The organism is Mesorhizobium sp. P160927 (assembly GCF_057766385.1).
Genome location: NZ_JBYMDW010000001.1, coordinates 4,649,443 through 4,667,205, shown reverse-complemented (window position 1 = coordinate 4,667,205; position 17,763 = coordinate 4,649,443). Strand labels below are relative to the sequence as shown.

Below are 17,763 nucleotides of genomic sequence, written 5' to 3'. Positions count from 1 at the left end.
TCATTCCTGTAAATACGTCTGGGCAAGACCAGCCGTCCCAAGCCTTGTCAGGCAAGCGGCGGCGGTTTCGCCCTGATATCGTGCACCGCGGATCATCGCCGCGACGCGGCTGAAGCCGCGCGCGGCGTCATAGCCCGGCCTGTAGCCGGCAGGAAGAGCCTTTGCCGTCGCGTTCACGACAAGTCCGGCTCCATTTTCGCCGCCGACTATTGTGAGCGCTGCCGGGCCGGGATTGGCGCAGCCCTTGGCGCAGCCGGAGACGTGCAGCGTGAAGTCAAGGATGTCGGCGTTTTCGGTGGCGATCGCCTCGGCGACGTCGCGCGTCGCGATCCGGCCGGAAGCGCAGGCCGGGGCGCCGGGGCAAGCCGCGATGCGCGTGCGCGGGTCGGTGGGAGAGGTGACGAAGCCGAGGGTGGCGGCGGTGTGGTGAAGGGATTGATTCGCATTCGCCGGCTGACCGAGGAAAAGCAAGGCGCGGCCGGGGGCGAGGCGGATTTCTGACGTGCCGAGGGCGAGGGAGCTTTGCGCGAGGCCGATGATCTTGTCCGCCGGCATGCTGCCATAGGGGAGGCCGATGCCGAAGGCGTGGCCGTTGTTCAAGTCAAAGAGGCCAACCGGCAGGCAACTATGCTCCACGGCGCCCCCCTCTGTCCCGCCGATCTCCGGCAGGACAGAGGGGGGCGCCGTGGAGTGCCAACCTGCGAGAGAGGCCAACTGCCGCTCCGACAAATCCCGTGTGTGTGCGTCCCGACCTTTCTCGGCGACCATCCGAAGCGCCGCGACAGCAATGTCGCGCGCCGCATCTTCGTCAGCCGTCGCAAGTCGCTTCTCACTTTGGCTGTCACCGGCAACTGATATGGCCCAAAGAGTGCCAGCGCTGACCCCAACCGCCTTCAACCTGACATCGGCCGTCACCGCATCCAGCGTGAGTTGCCCGCCGCCGTCGACGACCACCGAAACCTTCGGCCCAAGCCTTGGCGCCAGTCCTGCACCTTCGATCGCCGCCGTGATCCGCTCAGCCATTGGCCGGGGATCCGCGATCTCGTGTGGGTCGATACCCGCCAGCGGGCCGGTCTCGACCGGTACGCCGGTGCGCACCGCGATGCCCAGCGCATCGACCTCCGTTGCCAGCAACGCGGCACTTTCCGTCGTCAAGCCACGGATCTGCAGGCTGCCGCGCGCCGTCACTTCCATGATGCCGTTGCCGTGCCGCGAGGCGGACTCAGCAAGGGCGATCAACAGCTTCGGCGACAACCCTCGGGAAGACGAGCCTCCGGAAGATGTGCCTCCGGAAGATGTGCCTCCGGCGATCGGATTGAGCCGCACCAGCAGGCCGTCGCCTGTCTGCATCGGCGCCGACAAGGCAGGGCAGGCGCCGCGGCGCGAGAAGGCGTTCATGCCGCGACCCCGAGCGCGTTGGCCTCGGCGATCAGCGCGGCGAGATCGTCGTCGATGGAATTGCGCAAGGGATGCCAGAGGCCGCGCCGGCGCGCCGACAGGAAGCGCTCGGCAATGACTTTGGCGGCTGCGGGATTTTCGCGCAGGATGAAGGCGCGGACGTCCGCGTCGCCAAGATAGGCATCGTGCACAGCCTCGATCAGCGCGCCTGAAATGGCATGGGTGGTCTCGGCGAAGCCGACCAGCCGGTCGACGGTTTCGGCGAATTCGGAGGCGCCGCGCGGGCCGTGCCGCATCTGGCCCGATATGAAACGTGAATTGAGGGCACGGGCGCGTACCACGCGCGACACCGCCTCGCCGACCGATCGCGGTTTCGGCCTGCGCGGATCCGTGGTGTCGAGCACGATGACGTCGGCGTTCCTGCCAAGTGCGGCCAAGGCGGCCGAGAAGCCGCCGATGAAGGCGACGTCGGCGGAGCCTTCGAGAATGTCGCGGCCGGGGTCGTCGCCGGTGTGGACGAGAAGATCGGCCTGGGCGATGCGGCCTTCAAACGCTCCAGGTGCCGAGACGCCTTCGCCGCCGGCACCGCCATAAGCATGCGAGGTCGCGTCGAGATAGGCGCGGCCGATCTCTTCCCGCGCCGTCCAGTCGCCGCTCGACAGCATGTCCTCGACGCCGGCGCCGTACGTGCCGGGCGAAGTGCCGAAGATCCGTGGGCTGACCTTGCCGTCGGCGCGGGTTTTGGCGGCGAGCGGGTTCTCCGAATCGTCCTCGTCGCGCGCGGCAACGGCGCTGGCGGCGGCGTCGATCAGCGCGATCTGGGTCGGGAACATGTCGCGGAACAGACCTGATATGCGCCAGGTGACGTCGACACGCGGGCGGCCGAGCGCAGCCGGGGGCAGCACCTCGATGCCGGTGATGCGGCCGGTGGCAGTGTCCCATTGCGGTCGGCAGCCGATCAAGGCCAGGCCCTGCGCGATCTCCTCGCCGCCGGTGCGCAGCGATGCCGAGCCCCAGAGATCGATCACCAGCGAACGCGGCCAGTCGCCATGCGACTGCATGTAGCCGCGCACCACTTCTTCGGCCGCCGCTTTGCCAAGATCATATGCGATCGGTGTCGGCATGGTTCGCGGATCCGAGGTGAACAGGTTGCGGCCGGTTGGAAGCACGTCACCGCGGCCGCGCGCGGGTGCGCCGGCCGGACCCGCCTTGACGTGACGCCCATCGAGCGCGGCGAGCAGGGAGGCCTTCTCGGTGCCCGCGCTTTGCCGGCGCATGGAGTCTGGTTCGTCGTTTGGGACGCGGCCGTAGATGTGCAGCCCGTCCTTGATGGCGAAATCCTTGAGGTCGCAGAGCCAGGCGTCGATGCGGCGCAGCGCTTCGTCGGGCGCGTCGGTCTTGGCGACGCCGGCTTCGGAGGCAAGGCCGGTCTTTTGCGCGGTTTCGACAATCAGCCTGGCGAGCCGGTCCCGGCGACGGCGGTCGAGCCCGTCGGCCTGGGCATATTCGTCGACCAGCCGTTCGAGCTCGTGCTGGTCCTCGTCCAGCCCGGCGTCTGCCAGCGGCGGCGGCAAATGGCCTAGGGTGACGGCGGCAATGCGCCGTTTGGCCTGCGCGGCTTCGCCGGGGTTGGAAACGATGAAAGGATAAATGACTGGTAATGCGCCGGTGACGATCTCGGGAAAGCAGGTTTGCGACAGCGCGACGGTCTTGCCGGGCAGCCATTCCAGCGTGCCGTGGGCGCCGACATGGATGAGAGCGTGGGTGCCGAGCGATTTGCGCAGCCACAGGCCAAAGGCGATCAAGGCATGGCGCGGGGGGAGGGTCGGATCGTGGTAGTCGGCGCGACGATCGGCCGAGCGGCCCCGGTCGGGGGCGAGTGCCACGGTGACATTGCCGAAATGCGCGGCGCGGACGGGGAAGTGGTGTTTGCCTGATAGCGAAGGTGTGTGCGAGGTCTCATTTTCCGCTCTGCCCCACGCAGCCTTTACCGCGGCAATCGCCGATGTCGGCAACTCTTTCGAGAAGTCGAGATAGTCATTCAACCCCAGCCCATCACTGCCCCGCTCCAGCATCTGCAACAATTCACGCGGCGTTTGCGGAATCCCCTCAACGGCATAGCCATGTTCGCTCAAGTCGTGCAGCATGGCCAGCACGCTGGATGGCACATCCAGCCCGACCGCATAGCCTGTGCGGCCAGGTGCACTGGGATAGTCGGGGATGAGGATCGCGAGCTTGCGCTCGTCCCGCTTCGTCTCCCGCAGCCGGATGAAAGCCGAGACTCGACCCGCCACTTGCTCTACCCGATCCAGTTCCGGCCGGTTCGCCAACGCGCGATGGCCAAGCGCCGGATCGATATCGCTCTCGGCCTTGAAGGAAATGGCGCCGGCGAGGATGCGGCCGTCGAGTTCGGGCAGCACGACATGCATGGCAAGGTCGGCTGGCGCCAGGCCGCGCTGGTTGTTTTCCCAGACGTCGCGGCGCGTGGTGGCGACGATGACCTGGAAGACGGGCACGCCGGCGCGGTCGAACAGGGTTTCGACGCCGGGTTCCGCGCCGGATGCGAAAGCGGTCGCGGTGACGATCGCGGCGGGTTTCAGCGATGCGATGGCATTTTCGACGAATGCCAGCGACGCCGGATCCTTCAGACTGGAAACGAAGATCGGGACCGGTGCCAATCCCCTGGAGCGCAAAGCCTCGGCCAGCGCGTCGATCGGGACGACATCGGCGGCAAGCAGCATCGATCGGTAGAAGAGAATCGGGATAATGGGAGTGTCGCTATTGGAACCGGCCGGCTCCTCCGCGACCCCCAATCCAGCCTGATAGTACCCGGCCTTCGGCACGCTGACCGGGTTGGCGACGGGCGTATCCTGTCCGGCCAGGCCTGCCAGCTTGTGCACCAGCGCGCTCATATTGGCCGGGCCGCCCTCGCGGAAATAGCCGAGCAGGCCGTCCAGTTCGGCACGCGGCAGCGTCGAGGCTTCGACCAGCCTGAGATCCTCGTCGTGGCTTTCGCCGGGAAGCAGCGCCAGTTTGATGCCGCGTTCGCGGGCAATCACCGCCAGTTGGTCGCAGCCATAGCGCCACCACTCGTAGCCGCCGAGGATGCGCACCAGGATGATTTTGGCGTGGCGGGCGACGGTGTCGATCCAGAGGTCGACGGACATGGGATGGCGCAGGTCGCGCAGTGCGGCCAGCCGCATCGAGGGCAGGCGACCGGCATCCGCCTTCCACGCCGCAGCCAGTCCGGCGAGATCGCTGTCGGTGAAGGATAGGGCCACGATGTCCGCCGGCGCCTGCCTGAGATCGACAGGCTCGGCGAGGTCGTCGAGCGAGGCGGAGGTCGTCGTGAGGATGTGCATCGCGGCCCGGCCTGGAAATCAGCCGGCGAGGATACGTTCGATCGCAGGACGGTTCAGCCCCTTGGGGCCGATGACGACGAGGCGCGATCGGCGGTCGTCCCCGGCGGTCCAGGCACGGTCGTAGTAATGATTGACCCGCGGGCCGACGGCCTGCAGCAGGAGCCGCATCGGCTTGCCGCCGACCTCGACGAAGCCTTTCACGCGCAGCACGTTTTCCTGTTCGGCGGCGGCGGCGACGCGCTTTGCCAACTCGTCGGGATTGGCGATCGAGGGAATGTCGACGATGAACGTGTCGAAGTCGTCATGCTCGTGATCGAATGCGCCGTCATGGTGGGACTTGCGGTTCTCGATGTCGTCCTCGACGGCGAGACCGAGCCCGAGCAGCACCGAGGGATCGACCTTGCCATGGGACGTCGGCACGATCTTCACGGCGCGGGCGGAGTGTTCGTTGACGATGGCCTTGGCGCGAGCCGAGCCGGCGGCGTCCATCAGGTCGCTCTTCGACAGGATGATCAGGTCGGCGCAGGCGATCTGATCCTCGAACACTTCCTCGACCGGATCGTCATGGTCGAGGCTCTCGTCCTGCGCGCGCTGCGCCTGCAGGGCGTCCATGTCGTTGGCGACGCGGCCTTCCGCCAGTGCGGGGCCGTCGACCACGGCGATGACGCCATCGACGGTCACGCGGCTCTTCACCGTCGGCCACTGGAAGGCTTGGACCAGAGGCTTGGGCAGAGCGAGGCCCGAGGTTTCGATCAGGATATGGTCGACCTTCGGCGTCAGCGACAGGATCTTGTCGAGGGCCGGCACGAAATCGTCGGCCACGGTGCAGCAGATGCAGCCATTGGCCAGTTCGACGATGTTTTCCTCTGGGCAGGTGTCGATGCCGCAGCCCTTGAGGATCTCGCCGTCGATGCCGATGTCGCCGAACTCGTTGACGATGATGGCAATCCGCTTGCCGCCCGCGTTTTCCAGGAGATGGCGGACCAGCGTCGTCTTGCCGGCGCCGAGGAAGCCGGTGACGACGGTGCAGGGAACGCGAGACAGAGATGTTGTCATGATCAGTCTTTCAGCATGTCGAGGGGTGGAATGCGGGCAACGAGGCCGCGCTTGAGGCTATCGGGCCTGCCCCGCCAGGGAATGAGGCCGTCGCTCGAGGTGGCGAAGAGTTTCGCGCCGGTGACGAGATCGGCGCCGCTGGTCGTGGTCAGATCGCCGAACACATAGCTCCAGCAGCCGTCGCGCAGGATCGCGGCGCTGAGCCGGCGCTTGCAATTGCCGAGGCATTCGACCGTGCGGACGCGAATCTTCTCGGCCAAGGCGGCTTGGCGCGTATCTTCAGCCAAAAGTTCGCCGGCCCGGGGACGGGCGTCGGAGCCGGTCTCGTCGCGACAGGAAGCGCAGACAATGACCGTGATGCCGGCCAGGGAATCATCCCCGCCGGACGAAATGTCGGTTGTTTCAGCCGAAAAGCTGCTGTCGCGATCCAAATCAGGCTCCTTGCCCGGAAAACCCGCCAGGCGATCGGATTATTGCATTCCAGACGGCAGGTCTCCTGGCTCGCGGGTCATCGCCTTGGTAGCCGCCTTCCCGGGACAATCCCAGTGGCTTTCGGCCTTGGCTCTTCGCTCACAGTTGCGGGGACAGCCGCGGATTTGGGATTTTCAATCCCGCACCGCATTCCCTCTTGGCTCCTCCCTTTGCCGAGAGGAGACCGTCTGGATGGGATTTAGGCTCTTGCAGGCAGCGGTGTCAACGCGAGCTTACGACACCGCGATGTCGGACAGCGCCGGGCCGAGATCGCCGACAGGGGTTATTTCCATGCGCTCAAGGCCAAGCCAGCCCTGCATCTGCTTCAATTCCTCGAAGAGCTGGGCGGCGGTTTCGGGCGGTGCGTCGGGCTCGGGGTAGGCGGCATGGACGCGCAGGACACTGGCCGGCCGGTCGGCCTTGAGGTCGATGCGCGCCACAATCCTGTCGCCGAGCAGGAAAGGCAGGACATAGTAGCCATATTGCCGCTTGTCGGCCGGCGTGTAGATTTCGATGCGGTAATGGAAGTCGAACAGCCGCTCTGAGCGCGAGCGCTCGAAGACGACCGGATCGAACGGCGCCAGCAGGGCGCGGGCCTCGATCTTGCGCGGCATACGGGCGTCCTTGTGAAGGTAAGCCGGCTTTTCCCAGCCCTCGACACGGACCGGCAGCAAGTCGCCGAGTTCGACCAGTTCCTCCAGCCGGCCTTTCATGTCGGCCGGCGAGAGTCGAAAATAGTCGCGCAGGTCGCCTGAAGTCGCCACGCCATGGGCACGGGCGGAAATGCGCAGCAATTCGCGATGCGCGTCCTCAGGCGTCGGTACCGGCAGATCGAGGATCGGCTGCGGCAGCACGCGCTCCGGGAGGTCGTAGAAGCGCTCGAAGCCGCGTCGGTGCGCGGTGGTAATGCGCCCGGCCCAGAACAGCCACTCGAAGGCGTGCTTGGCGTGGCTCCAACCCCACCAGCCGCCGGAGCCTTTCTGGCCTTCGAGCGCCGAAGCGGCGATCGGCCCGCGCGCGACGACCTCGCGGTAGATCTCTTCTATATAGGCGGCGTGCTCGCGGCCCCATTTGGCCAGTCCCGGATACATTTCATCGCCTTGCTCGGCGCGCTGCATGCGCCAGCGCATCAGCGGGTAGGTCTCGACCGGCAGGAACGAGGCTTCATGCGCCCAATATTCGAAGACGGTGCGCTTGCGCGTCACGGCGGCGTTGTCGAGCAAAGCGAGGGGATAGGGGCCGAGACGCGAATAGAGCGGCATGTAATGAGCGCGCACCACGGCACTGACGGAATCGATCTGCAACAGGCCGGTGCGGGACAGAACGCGGGCGAAATGGCGACGGTCCGGCGTGCCGGCGGGGCGGGGATCGAGAAATCCCTGGGCGGCGAGCGCGATGCGCCGGGCGGCGGCAAGCGAGATCTTTTCCTTCATGCGGATGCGTCTCTGATGGACCTGTCTGGCACATTGCTGGGCGTGATTCCCATCCATGCTAGCAGGGTTTTGGCGGCAACCGCGTCAGGAGAGAAAAGTGGAGTTTAAAGCGAAGGAAATCAAACAGGAGCGGATGGGACCAGTTTCTCCCGGAATGCCGTCCAGAGCGGAGTTTTGAACAAGGTTTGACTTGCTTCGCTGGAAGTGCTGCGCTAACCCTCGCCGCGTTGCAGCATAGGCCCCTTAAAACGGTTCAGCGGTTAATCTGTCACGCTTCCGCATTAAGGTTCGGTGCTGTAGTCAAAGTGGATTGGCGCCAACGGAAAGCCGCTGCATGAACGCACTTCTCAGTTCGTACCTGCCCATCGTCCTGTTTATCGGCGTGGCACTGGTCGTCGGCCTGGCGCTACTGGCGGCCCCGTTCCTGGTGGCGTATCGCAACCCCGATCCTGAAAAACTTTCCGCCTACGAGTGCGGTTTCAACTCGTTCGACGACGCCCGCATGAAATTCGACATCCGCTTCTACCTGGTGTCGATCCTGTTCATTATATTCGACCTGGAAGTAGCCTTCCTCTTCCCCTGGGCAGTGTCCTTCTCGAAGATCGGCATGCTCGGTTTCTGGTCAATGATGGTGTTTTTGGCAGTGCTGACCATCGGCTTTGCCTATGAATGGAAAAAAGGAGCGCTGGAATGGGATTGAACGACAGTTCAGGCACCCTCGTCGCGCCGAAGCCCAAAGGTATTATCGATCCCAACACCGGCAGGCCGGTGGGGGAGGACGATCCCTTCTTCCTCGAAATCAACAATGAGCTTGCCGACAAGGGTTTTCTGGTCACCTCGACCGAGGCGCTGATCACCTGGGCGCGCAGCGGCTCGCTCATGTTCATGACCTTCGGTCTGGCGTGCTGCGCGGTCGAGATGATCCACACCTCGATGCCGCGTTACGATTCGGAGCGGTTCGGTGTCGCGCCGCGCGCGTCTCCGCGCCAGTCCGACATCATGATCGTGGCCGGCACGCTGACCAACAAGATGGCGCCGGCGCTGCGCAAGGTCTACGACCAGATGCCGGAGCCGCGCTACGTCATCTCGATGGGTTCGTGCGCTAATGGCGGCGGCTACTATCACTATTCCTATTCGGTGGTGCGCGGCTGCGACCGGGTCGTGCCGGTGGACATCTACGTGCCCGGCTGCCCGCCGAGCGCCGAAGCCCTGCTCTACGGCATTCTTCTGCTGCAGAAGAAGATCCGCCGCACCGGCACGATCGAACGGTAAATCCATGGCCGCCTCCTTAAGCGAACTGTCGACCTATCTCGGCGAGAAGCTGCCTGGCCGCTTCGGCGATGCGGTATTCGCCTATGGCGAGCTCACCGTTCACGTCGAGCCTCAGAACTTGATCGAGGTGATGACCTTCCTGCGCGACGATGCGCGCTGCCAGTTCATCTCGATCATCGATGTCTGCGGCGCCGACTATCCGTCGCGGGCCAAGCGCTTCGACGTCGTCTATCACCTGCTATCGCCAAAGCAGAATGTGCGCATTCGCATCAAGGTGCAGGCCGACGAGGAGACGATGGTGCCTTCGATCACCGGCGTCTATCCCGGCGCCGATTGGTTCGAGCGCGAAACCTACGATCTCTATGGCGTGCTGTTTTCGGGCCATCCGGACCTGCGCCGCCTGCTGACCGACTACGGTTTCGAAGGCCATCCGCTGCGCAAGGATTTCCCGCTCACCGGTTTCGTCGAAGTGCGTTACGACGACGAAGCCAAGCGCGTCATCTACGAGCCTGTGGAACTGAAGCAGGAATTCCGCAATTTCGATTTTCTGTCCCCATGGGAAGGCACGGATTACGTGCTGCCAGGGGATGAGAAGGCAAAGCAGTAATGGCTGAAACCTCCGTCCGCAACTTTAACATCAACTTCGGACCTCAGCACCCTGCCGCGCATGGTGTTTTGAGGTTGGTTCTGGAGTTGGACGGCGAAGTGGTCGATCGCGTCGATCCGCATATCGGGCTCTTGCATCGCGGTACGGAGAAGCTGATCGAGCATAAGACCTATCTGCAGGCGGTGCCTTATCTCGACCGGCTCGACTATTGCGCGCCGATGAACCAGGAGCACGCCTTCGCGCTCGCCGCCGAGCGCCTGCTCGGCATCGAGGTGCCGAGGCGCGGCCAACTGATCCGCGTGCTCTATTGCGAAATCGGCCGCATCATGTCGCACATCCTCAATGTGACGACGCAAGCCATGGATGTCGGCGCGCTGACGCCGCCGCTGTGGGGCTTCGTCGAGCGCGAAAAGCTGATGGTGTTCTATGAGCGCGCCTCCGGCTCGCGCATGCATGCGGCCTATTTCCGGCCCGGCGGCGTCCACCAGGACCTGCCGCGGCAGCTGGTCGAGGACATCGGCAAGTGGATCGACCCTTTCCTGAAATCGCTCGACGATCTCGACAGGCTGCTCACCGGCAACCGCATCTTCAAGCAGCGCAATGTCGACATCGGCATCGTCTCGCTGGCCGACGCCTGGGCCTGGGGCTTTTCGGGCGTCATGGTCCGTGGTTCGGGCTCGCCGTGGGACCTGCGCAAGTCGCAGCCCTATGAATGCTATTCGGAAATGGATTTCGACATCCCTATCGGCAAGAATGGCGACTGTTTCGACCGTTACCTCGTGCGCATGGAAGAGATGCGCCAGTCGGCACGGATCATGCGCCAGTGCATCGATCTCTTGCTCGGCAAGGAAAGCACCGGGCCGGTGTCGAACCTCGACGGCAAGGTGGTGCCGCCCAAGCGCCAGGCGATGAAGCGTTCGATGGAAGCGCTCATCCATCACTTCAAGCTCTATACCGAGGGCTACCGCGTCCCGGCCGGCGAGGTCTATGCGGCGGTCGAGGCGCCAAAGGGCGAGTTCGGCGTCTACCTGGTCTCCGACGGCACCAACAAGCCGTATCGCTGCAAGCTGCGCGCCCCCGGTTTCGCGCATCTGCAAGCCATGGATTTCCTCTGCCGCGGTCACATGCTGGCCGACGTCACAGCCGTCCTCGGCTCCCTCGACATCGTGTTTGGTGAGGTCGATCGCTAAATGTCAGTCCGCCGTCTCGCAGAAGCCAGCGTCCAGCCAGCCTCCTTCGCCTTCAACCGGGCGAATGCGGCAGCGGCGAAGCAATGGATCAAGAAGTATCCCAAGGGCCGCGAGCAGTCGGCGATCATTCCCCTGCTGATGATAGCGCAGGAGCAGGAAGGCTGGGTCACCAAGGCGGCGATCGAGACCATTTCCGACATGCTCGGCATGCCGCGTATCCGCGGCCTCGAGGTCGCGACCTTCTATACGCAGTACCAGTTGAACCCCGTCGGCACTCGTGCGCACATCCAGGTTTGCGGCACCACGCCCTGCATGCTGCGCGGCTCGGAAGCGCTGATGGACGTGTGCCGCTCGAAGATCCATCACGACCAATTCCACACCAACGACAAGGGCACCTTGTCGTGGGAGGAGGTCGAATGCCTCGGCGCCTGCGTCAACGCGCCGATGGTCATGGTGTTCAAGGACACGTTCGAGGATCTGACGCCCGAGCGTCTGGCCGAAATCATCGATCTCTACGACGCCGGCAAGGGCGCCTCGGTGACCCCGGGACCGCAGAACGGCCGCACCGGCTCGGAGCCGGCCTCCGGCCTGACCACGCTGAAGAGCGAAAAGGCGATCCTCAAGTCGACCCGCGACCGCGAAACTCGGGAAGCAGCCAAGGCCGCGAAGGCAGCGCCCGACGCCATCATCGCCGCGCCGGTGCCGGCACCGGCTGCCCCAGCCGCCCCAGCTGCGTCTGGTCCGGTTGCTCCGTCGAAATCCAGCAGGCCGAAGACCGCCGCGCCAGAGACCAACCCGACGTTGAAGACGCCGTCGCCGGCCAAGGTCGCGCCGGTCACCGAGAACGCGGCCAGCGTTGCGGCACCCCTCCACTCGGCCGCCAACGCCAACAAGGCCGCTCCTGAAGTCGAGGCGACTCCAAAACAACGCAATGGGCCGAAGAACCGGGCCGAACCGGGCAGCGCCTTCAAGGCGCCGGAGACCAAGCAGCCTGCCGCCAAGCCGACCAAGAAGCCGGTCTGAGGGACGAAAAATGCTTCAGGACAAAGACCGCATCTTCACCAATATATACGGCCTCTTCGACAAGTCGCTGGCCGGCGCAATGGCTCGCGGCGCCTGGGACAACACGCCCGGCATCGTCGCCAAGGGGCGCGAGTGGATCGTCAACGAGATGAAGGCGTCGGGCCTGCGCGGACGCGGCGGCGCCGGCTTCCCGACCGGGCTGAAATGGTCGTTCATGCCCAAGCAGAGCGACGGCCGGCCGAGCTATCTCGTCATCAACGCCGATGAATCCGAGCCCGGCACCTGCAAGGACCGCGACATCCTGCGCAACGATCCGCACACGCTGGTCGAGGGCGCGTTCCTGGCCGGCTTCGCCATGGGCGCGATTGCCGCCTACATCTATGTGCGCGGCGAGTTCATCCGCGAGCGCGAGGCGCTGCAGCGGGCGATCGAGGAGGCCTACGAAGCCAAGCTGATCGGCAAGAACAACACGTCGGGCTACGATTTTGAAATCTACATGCACCACGGCGCCGGCGCCTATATCTGCGGCGAGGAAACCGCGCTGCTGGAAAGCCTCGAAGGCAAGAAGGGCCAGCCCCGGCTGAAGCCGCCATTCCCGGCCAATGTCGGCCTCTATGGCTGCCCGACCACTGTCAACAATGTCGAATCGATCGCGGTGGCGCCGACCATCCTGCGCCGGGGGGCTGCCTGGTTCTCGTCCTTCGGCCGGCCCAACAATGTGGGCACCAAGCTGTTCTGCGTTTCCGGCCACGTCAACAATCCGTGCACCGTCGAAGAGGCGATGTCGATCCCGTTCCGCGAGCTTATCGAAACCCATTGCGGCGGCATCCGCGGCGGCTGGGACAATCTGCTCGCCGTCATTCCGGGCGGCGCCTCGGTGCCGCTGGTGCCGGCGGAGCAGATTATCGACACGCCGATGGATTTCGACGCGCTGCGCGATCTCAAGTCCGGCCTCGGCACGGCCGCCGTCATCGTCATGGACAAGTCAACCGATGTCGTGAAGGCGATCGCGCGGCTTTCCTACTTCTACAAGCATGAGAGCTGCGGCCAGTGCACGCCGTGCCGCGAGGGCACCGGCTGGATGTGGCGGGTGATGGAGCGGCTGGTGCGCGGCGAGGCTCAGAAGCGCGAGATCGACATGCTGCTCGACGTCACCAAGCAGGTCGAAGGCCACACGATCTGCGCGCTGGGCGATGCGGCGGCATGGCCGATCCAGGGCCTGATGCGGCATTTCCGCGGCGAGGTGGAGCGGCGGATCGACGAGTTTTCGCGCAACGCGCACCGGGCCGAACCGGTCATGGTGGCGGCGGAATAACAAGAAACTTTTGAACGCGGGAAGAAACGGGGCGGGGCGAACGAAGAAACGACCAGGAGAACTCTATGGCGCCGTATTCGACACCCTACCCATTGATGCCCAATTTGGACCAGATCGAGAAGATGAATCAGGACCTGACCAGGATGATGCCGAAGGAGATGGCCAGCGCCGTCCACCTTTTCGTGCACCCTGTCGTGGGTGCGGTGGCGATGTCGGCGCTTGGCATGGGGCTCGCCAATCATGCGTTCGGCGTCTGGATGGGTGCGCTTTCGGGGGCCGCCGAGGCATCGCACCGTCTCATGCAACCGCTGATCGAGGATTTCGAGGCACGCGTCGAACAATTCGACGACGCGAACCCCTCGTCCATCAAGGCGCGGGCGACCGCGAAGACGATGATTGCCGAGGCGCAGTCCTTCGCCCAGGAAGTCACCGATATCGCAGCCAGGGAAGCCGCCACCATCGCGCCGGCCGCCAATGCCGCTCCGGCAACAAGCGAGGCGGCGGATGTGCTGCTGCCGGAAGATTTCAAGCAGCCCAAGGCCATTGAGAAGCCGACGAGGCCCTCCGACCTCAAGGCGATATCGGGCATCGGCCCGAAGCTGGAAAAGGTGCTGAACGGCCTCGGTATCTGGACGTTTGCCCAGATCGCCGCATGGTCGCCGCAAGAGATCGCCTGGGTCGACGACTATCTGTCGTTCAAGGGCCGCATCGGCCGGGACGACTGGACCGCCCAGGCGGCGGTGCTGGCCGCGAAGAAGTGAATGAAATGTCGGGCGCTGCGTCTGTCGCGCCCGGAAAATGAGATTGCGGGAAATCCGCAGGGGTTTGAGGCGAATGGCAAAGCTCAAGGTCGACGGGAAAGAAATCACTGTACCCGACCACTACACGCTGCTGCAGGCGGCCGAGGACGCGGGCGCGGAAGTGCCGCGCTTCTGCTTCCATGAGCGGCTGTCGATTGCCGGCAATTGCCGCATGTGCCTGATCGAGGTGAAGGGCGGGCCGCCCAAGCCGCAGGCCTCCTGCGCCATGGGCGTGCGCGACCTGCGCCCCGGCCCGAACGGCGAGCCGCCGGAAATCTTTACCAACACGCCGATGGTCAAGAAGGCCCGGGAAGGCGTGATGGAATTCCTGCTGATCAACCATCCGCTGGACTGCCCGATCTGCGACCAGGGCGGCGAGTGCGACCTGCAGGACCAGGCGATGGCTTTCGGCGTCGATTCCTCGCGCTACCACGAGAACAAGCGCGCGGTGGAAGACAAGTATATCGGCCCGCTCGTCAAGACAGTGATGAACCGCTGCATCCACTGCACGCGCTGCGTCCGCTTCACCACCGAAGTTGCCGGCATTTCCGAACTCGGCCTGATCGGCCGCGGCGAGGATGCCGAGATCACCACCTATCTCGAACAGGCAATGACCTCGGAGTTACAGGGCAATGTGATCGATCTCTGCCCGGTCGGCGCGCTGACCTCCAAGCCCTTCGCCTTCCAGGCGCGGCCGTGGGAGCTGACCAAGACCGAATCCATCGACGTGATGGATGCCGTCGGTTCGGCGATCCGCGTCGATAGCCGTGGGCGCGAAGTGATGCGCATCCTGCCGCGCGTCAACGAAGCCGTGAACGAGGAATGGATTTCCGACAAGACCCGCTTCATCTGGGACGGCCTGCGCACGCAGCGCCTCGACCGCCCCTATGTGCGCAAGGACGGCAGGCTGGTTCCAGCGAGCTGGGCCGAAGCGTTCGCGGCGATCAAGGGCGCGGTTTCGGCGGCGGCCCCCGACAAGATCGGCGCCATCGCGGGCGATCTCGCCGCGGTCGAGGAGATCTATGCGCTGAAGCTCTTGATGGCCTTGCTCGGCTCGAAGAACACCGACTGCCGCCAGGATGGCGCGGCGCTCGATCCGGCGCTCGGACGCGCCAGCTATATCTTCAACCCGACCATAGAAGGCATCGAGCAGGCCGACGCGGTGCTGATCATCGGGGCCAATCCGCGCTTCGAGGCCTCGGTGCTCAACGCCCGCATCCGCAAGCGCTGGCGCCTCGGCAATCTGCCGGTCGGCGTCATCGGCGATGTCGGCGACACGCGCTATGACTACGAACAGCTGGGTGCCGGGCCGGATTCGCTGAAGGATCTGGCGGACGGCAACGGCAAGTTCTTCCAGACGCTGAAGAAGGCGACGCATCCCCTTGTTATCGTCGGTCAGGGCGCCCTGGCGCGTGCCGATGGCGCGGCTGTGCTCGGCCAGGCGGCCAGGCTCGCCGCCGCCGTGAATGCCGCATGCGCCGACTGGAATGGCTTTGCCGTGCTGCACACCGCAGCGGCGCGCGTCGGCGGCCTGGACCTCGGCTTCGTGCCGGGCGAGGGCGGCAAGAACGTCGCCGGCATGCTGGGCGAGACGGATGTCCTGTTCCTGCTCGGCGCCGACGAGATCGACATGAGCAAGACCGGCGGCGCCTTCGTCGTCTATGTCGGCACGCACGGCGACGCCGGCGCGCATCGCGCCAATGTCATCCTGCCGGCGGCGGCCTATACCGAAAAGTCCGGCACCTACGTCAACACCGAAGGGCGCGTCCAGCAGACCAACCGCGCCGGCTTCGCGCCGGGCGATGCGCGCGAGGATTGGGCCATCCTGCGGGCGCTGTCCGACGTACTGGGCAAGAAACTGCCGTTCGATTCGCTGACGCAACTGCGCGCAAAGCTCTATGGCGAATACCCGCATCTGGCCCGTATCGACCAGGTCGCGGCCGGCAATGCCGAGGATATCGCCGGCGTGGCGAAGCTCGGCGGGCGGTTGAACAAGGGAACCTTCACCTCGCCGGTCAAGGATTTCTACCTGACCAACCCGATCGCGCGCGCATCGGCCGTGATGGCGGAATGTTCGGCACTGGCCAAGAGCGGCTTCAAGCAGGCGGCGGAATAAGCATGGACACCTTCTTCTCCTTCTACGTGCTGCCTGCGCTGCTGATCCTCTTGAAGTCAGTCGTGCTGATCGTGCTGCTGCTGATCTTCGTCGCCTACATCCTATATGCCGACCGCAAGATCTGGGCGGCCGTGCAGCTTCGCCGTGGCCCGAACGTCGTCGGCCCCTGGGGCACGCTGCAGGCCTTCGCCGATCTGCTGAAATTCGTCTTCAAGGAACCGGTCATCCCGTCGGGCGCCAACAAGGGCGTCTTCCTGCTGGCGCCACTTGTCTCCGCCGTGCTGGCGATCTCGGCCTGGGCGGTCATACCGGTCAGCCAGGGTTGGGCGATCGCCAACGTCAATGTCGGCATCCTCTATGTCTTCGCCATCTCCTCGCTCGAGGTCTATGGCGTGATCATGGGCGGCTGGGCATCCAACTCGAAATATCCGTTCCTCGGCGCTTTGCGTTCGGCGGCGCAGATGGTGTCCTACGAAGTTTCGATCGGCTTCGTCATCGTCACCGTGCTGCTCACCGCCGGCTCGCTCAACCTCAGCGATATCGTGCTGTCGCAGCAGGGTGGGCTTGGAACGCGGCTCGGCCTGCCCAACACCTTCCTCGACTGGAACTGGCTGGCGCTATTCCCGATGTTCGTCATCTTCTTCATCTCGGCGCTGGCGGAGACCAACCGTCCGCCCTTCGATCTGGTCGAAGCCGAATCGGAGCTGGTCGCCGGCCACATGGTCGAATATTCGTCGACGCCGTTCCTCTTGTTCTTCCTCGGCGAGTATGTCGCGATTGTGCTGATGTGCGCGCTGGCCACCATCCTGTTCCTCGGCGGCTGGCTGCCTCCCTTCGACTTCGCGCCCTTCACCTGGGTGCCCGGCGTCATCTGGTTCGTGCTGAAGGTCTGTTTCGTGTTCTTCGGCATCTCGATGGTGAAGGCCTTCGTGCCGCGCTACCGCTACGACCAGCTGATGCGGCTGGGCTGGAAAGTGTTCCTGCCAATCTCGCTGTTCATGGTCGTCGCCACCGCGGCCTTCCTCAAGATCACGGGGTTTGCGTGATGTCCGCTTTGTCCCAGGCCGCAAAATCGCTGCTGCTGCAGGATTTCGTCAGCGCCTTTTTCCTCTCGATGCGCCAGTTCTTCGCGCCGAAGGAGACGATCAACTACCCGCACGAGAAGGGGCCGATCAGCCCGCGCTTTCGCGGCGAGCATGCGTTGCGCCGCTATCCCAACGGCGAGGAACGCTGCATCGCCTGCAAATTGTGCGAGGCGATCTGCCCGGCGCAGGCGATCACCATCGAGGCCGGCCCGCGCCGCAATGACGGCACGCGCCGCACGGTGCGTTACGATATCGACATGGTGAAGTGCATCTATTGCGGCTTCTGCCAGGAAGCCTGCCCGGTCGACGCCATCGTCGAGGGGCCGAATTTCGAGTTCGCGACCGAAACGCGCGAGGAACTCTACTACGACAAGGACAGGCTGCTGGCGAATGGCGACCGGTGGGAGCGCGAACTGGCGCGCAACATCTTGCTGGACTCGCCCTATCGCTGACATTCGACGCATGGACGGGGGCGAGGGCCTCGTCCAGAGGATGGATCCCGAAAAGTTGCGGAGTTTTCGGACAAGATCATCCTCCGGCAGACAAAAGTGTCGCATGTTTCTTTCGATCGGGTATTTCAACCCGATCGGAACATGCGATAGGACACAACGAAACTTGCCGACCGGAGGCGGTCG

At 64.6% G+C, this 17,763-nt stretch carries 14 protein-coding genes, 1 pseudogene and 1 riboswitch; of the genes and pseudogenes, 10 read left to right on the top strand and 5 right to left on the bottom strand.

What is annotated here, in order from left to right:
- From cobG to AC3CB8_RS22730, 5 genes are all read right to left on the bottom strand, one after another.
- Entirely contained in the window at positions 1–1,398 is a 1,398-nt protein-coding gene (gene cobG, locus AC3CB8_RS22750) for a precorrin-3B synthase (protein ID WP_352596835.1), read from the bottom strand.
- Positions 1,395–4,760, bottom strand: a complete 3,366-nt coding sequence (gene cobN / locus AC3CB8_RS22745; protein WP_352566849.1) for a cobaltochelatase subunit CobN — start codon at positions 4,758–4,760, stop codon at positions 1,395–1,397. Before cobN ends, cobG begins: the two co-directional genes overlap by 4 nt.
- An 18-nt stretch (positions 4,761–4,778) precedes the next feature.
- On the bottom strand, positions 4,779–5,816 hold the full coding sequence (gene cobW / locus AC3CB8_RS22740; protein ID WP_023769777.1) for a cobalamin biosynthesis protein CobW: 1,038 nt from the start codon (positions 5,814–5,816) through the stop codon (positions 4,779–4,781).
- 2 nt (positions 5,817–5,818) lie between these two features.
- Complete coding sequence (locus AC3CB8_RS22735; protein WP_023769778.1) at positions 5,819–6,247, bottom strand: DUF1636 family protein; 429 nt, start codon at positions 6,245–6,247, stop codon at positions 5,819–5,821.
- Positions 6,248–6,285: 38 nt separating this feature from the next.
- A riboswitch (cobalamin riboswitch) is annotated at positions 6,286–6,491 on the bottom strand.
- Positions 6,492–6,520: 29 nt separating this feature from the next.
- Positions 6,521–7,720 (bottom strand): winged helix-turn-helix domain-containing protein, encoded by a 1,200-nt coding sequence (locus tag AC3CB8_RS22730; RefSeq protein ID WP_023782633.1) that lies wholly within the window; start codon positions 7,718–7,720, stop codon positions 6,521–6,523.
- A 334-nt stretch (positions 7,721–8,054) separates the two neighbouring features.
- Between AC3CB8_RS22730 and AC3CB8_RS22725 the strand changes: the two genes are divergently transcribed.
- The 10 genes and pseudogenes from AC3CB8_RS22725 to nuoI all read left to right on the top strand — a co-directional run bounded on the left by AC3CB8_RS22725 (position 8,055) and on the right by nuoI (position 17,580).
- Positions 8,055–8,420: an NADH-quinone oxidoreductase subunit A gene (locus AC3CB8_RS22725; protein ID WP_010910112.1), complete on the top strand. Its 366-nt coding sequence runs from the start codon at positions 8,055–8,057 to the stop codon at positions 8,418–8,420.
- Positions 8,411–8,992 carry a NuoB/complex I 20 kDa subunit family protein gene (locus tag AC3CB8_RS22720; protein ID WP_015317338.1) on the top strand — a complete coding sequence of 194 codons (582 nt, stop codon included), beginning with the start codon at positions 8,411–8,413 and terminating at the stop codon, positions 8,990–8,992. The genes AC3CB8_RS22725 and AC3CB8_RS22720 overlap by 10 nt, the downstream gene beginning before the upstream one ends.
- A 4-nt stretch (positions 8,993–8,996) precedes the next feature.
- The gene (locus AC3CB8_RS22715) at positions 8,997–9,599 is read left to right on the top strand and encodes an NADH-quinone oxidoreductase subunit C (protein WP_015317339.1); all 603 of its coding nucleotides are present in this window, start codon (positions 8,997–8,999) and stop codon (positions 9,597–9,599) included.
- A complete protein-coding gene (locus AC3CB8_RS22710; RefSeq protein WP_023769780.1) occupies positions 9,599–10,789 on the top strand; it encodes an NADH-quinone oxidoreductase subunit D in 1,191 nt (396 codons plus the stop codon). Before AC3CB8_RS22715 ends, AC3CB8_RS22710 begins: the two co-directional genes overlap by 1 nt.
- Positions 10,790–11,800, top strand: a pseudogene (gene nuoE, locus AC3CB8_RS22705) (NADH-quinone oxidoreductase subunit NuoE); the annotation flags it as partial.
- Positions 11,801–11,822: 22 nt separating this feature from the next.
- Complete coding sequence (gene nuoF, locus AC3CB8_RS22700; RefSeq protein ID WP_015317342.1) at positions 11,823–13,127, top strand: NADH-quinone oxidoreductase subunit NuoF; 1,305 nt, start codon at positions 11,823–11,825, stop codon at positions 13,125–13,127.
- Between the two features lie 65 nt (positions 13,128–13,192).
- The gene (locus AC3CB8_RS22695) at positions 13,193–13,888 is read left to right on the top strand and encodes an NADH-quinone oxidoreductase subunit E (protein ID WP_023769782.1); all 696 of its coding nucleotides are present in this window, start codon (positions 13,193–13,195) and stop codon (positions 13,886–13,888) included.
- A 73-nt stretch (positions 13,889–13,961) separates the two neighbouring features.
- A complete protein-coding gene (gene nuoG, locus AC3CB8_RS22690) occupies positions 13,962–16,043 on the top strand; it encodes an NADH-quinone oxidoreductase subunit NuoG (RefSeq protein ID WP_352566854.1) in 2,082 nt (693 codons plus the stop codon).
- A gap of 2 nt (positions 16,044–16,045) precedes the next feature.
- On the top strand, positions 16,046–17,089 hold the full coding sequence (gene nuoH, locus AC3CB8_RS22685; protein WP_352726255.1) for an NADH-quinone oxidoreductase subunit NuoH: 1,044 nt from the start codon (positions 16,046–16,048) through the stop codon (positions 17,087–17,089).
- The gene (nuoI, locus tag AC3CB8_RS22680) at positions 17,089–17,580 is read left to right on the top strand and encodes an NADH-quinone oxidoreductase subunit NuoI (RefSeq protein ID WP_023791942.1); all 492 of its coding nucleotides are present in this window, start codon (positions 17,089–17,091) and stop codon (positions 17,578–17,580) included. Before nuoH ends, nuoI begins: the two co-directional genes overlap by 1 nt.
- Positions 17,581–17,763 lie beyond the last annotated feature (183 nt).

What these genes read in the sequence shown, in the direction of transcription:
- cobN (WP_352566849.1), bottom strand. Translation starts at nt 4,760, where the DNA reads ATGCACATCCTCACGACGACCTCCGCCTCGCTCGACGACCTCGCCGAG.
- nuoH (WP_352726255.1), top strand. Translation starts at nt 16,046, where the DNA reads ATGGACACCTTCTTCTCCTTCTACGTGCTGCCTGCGCTGCTGATCCTC.
- AC3CB8_RS22710 (WP_023769780.1), top strand. Translation starts at nt 9,599, where the DNA reads ATGGCTGAAACCTCCGTCCGCAACTTTAACATCAACTTCGGACCTCAG.
- AC3CB8_RS22725 (WP_010910112.1), top strand. Translation starts at nt 8,055, where the DNA reads ATGAACGCACTTCTCAGTTCGTACCTGCCCATCGTCCTGTTTATCGGC.
- nuoI (WP_023791942.1), top strand. Translation starts at nt 17,089, where the DNA reads ATGTCCGCTTTGTCCCAGGCCGCAAAATCGCTGCTGCTGCAGGATTTC.
- AC3CB8_RS22715 (WP_015317339.1), top strand. Translation starts at nt 8,997, where the DNA reads ATGGCCGCCTCCTTAAGCGAACTGTCGACCTATCTCGGCGAGAAGCTG.
- AC3CB8_RS22720 (WP_015317338.1), top strand. Translation starts at nt 8,411, where the DNA reads ATGGGATTGAACGACAGTTCAGGCACCCTCGTCGCGCCGAAGCCCAAA.
- AC3CB8_RS22695 (WP_023769782.1), top strand. Translation starts at nt 13,193, where the DNA reads ATGGCGCCGTATTCGACACCCTACCCATTGATGCCCAATTTGGACCAG.
- AC3CB8_RS22730 (WP_023782633.1), bottom strand. Translation starts at nt 7,720, where the DNA reads ATGAAGGAAAAGATCTCGCTTGCCGCCGCCCGGCGCATCGCGCTCGCC.
- nuoF (WP_015317342.1), top strand. Translation starts at nt 11,823, where the DNA reads ATGCTTCAGGACAAAGACCGCATCTTCACCAATATATACGGCCTCTTC.
- cobG (WP_352596835.1), bottom strand. Translation starts at nt 1,398, where the DNA reads ATGAACGCCTTCTCGCGCCGCGGCGCCTGCCCTGCCTTGTCGGCGCCG.
- cobW (WP_023769777.1), bottom strand. Translation starts at nt 5,816, where the DNA reads ATGACAACATCTCTGTCTCGCGTTCCCTGCACCGTCGTCACCGGCTTC.
- nuoG (WP_352566854.1), top strand. Translation starts at nt 13,962, where the DNA reads ATGGCAAAGCTCAAGGTCGACGGGAAAGAAATCACTGTACCCGACCAC.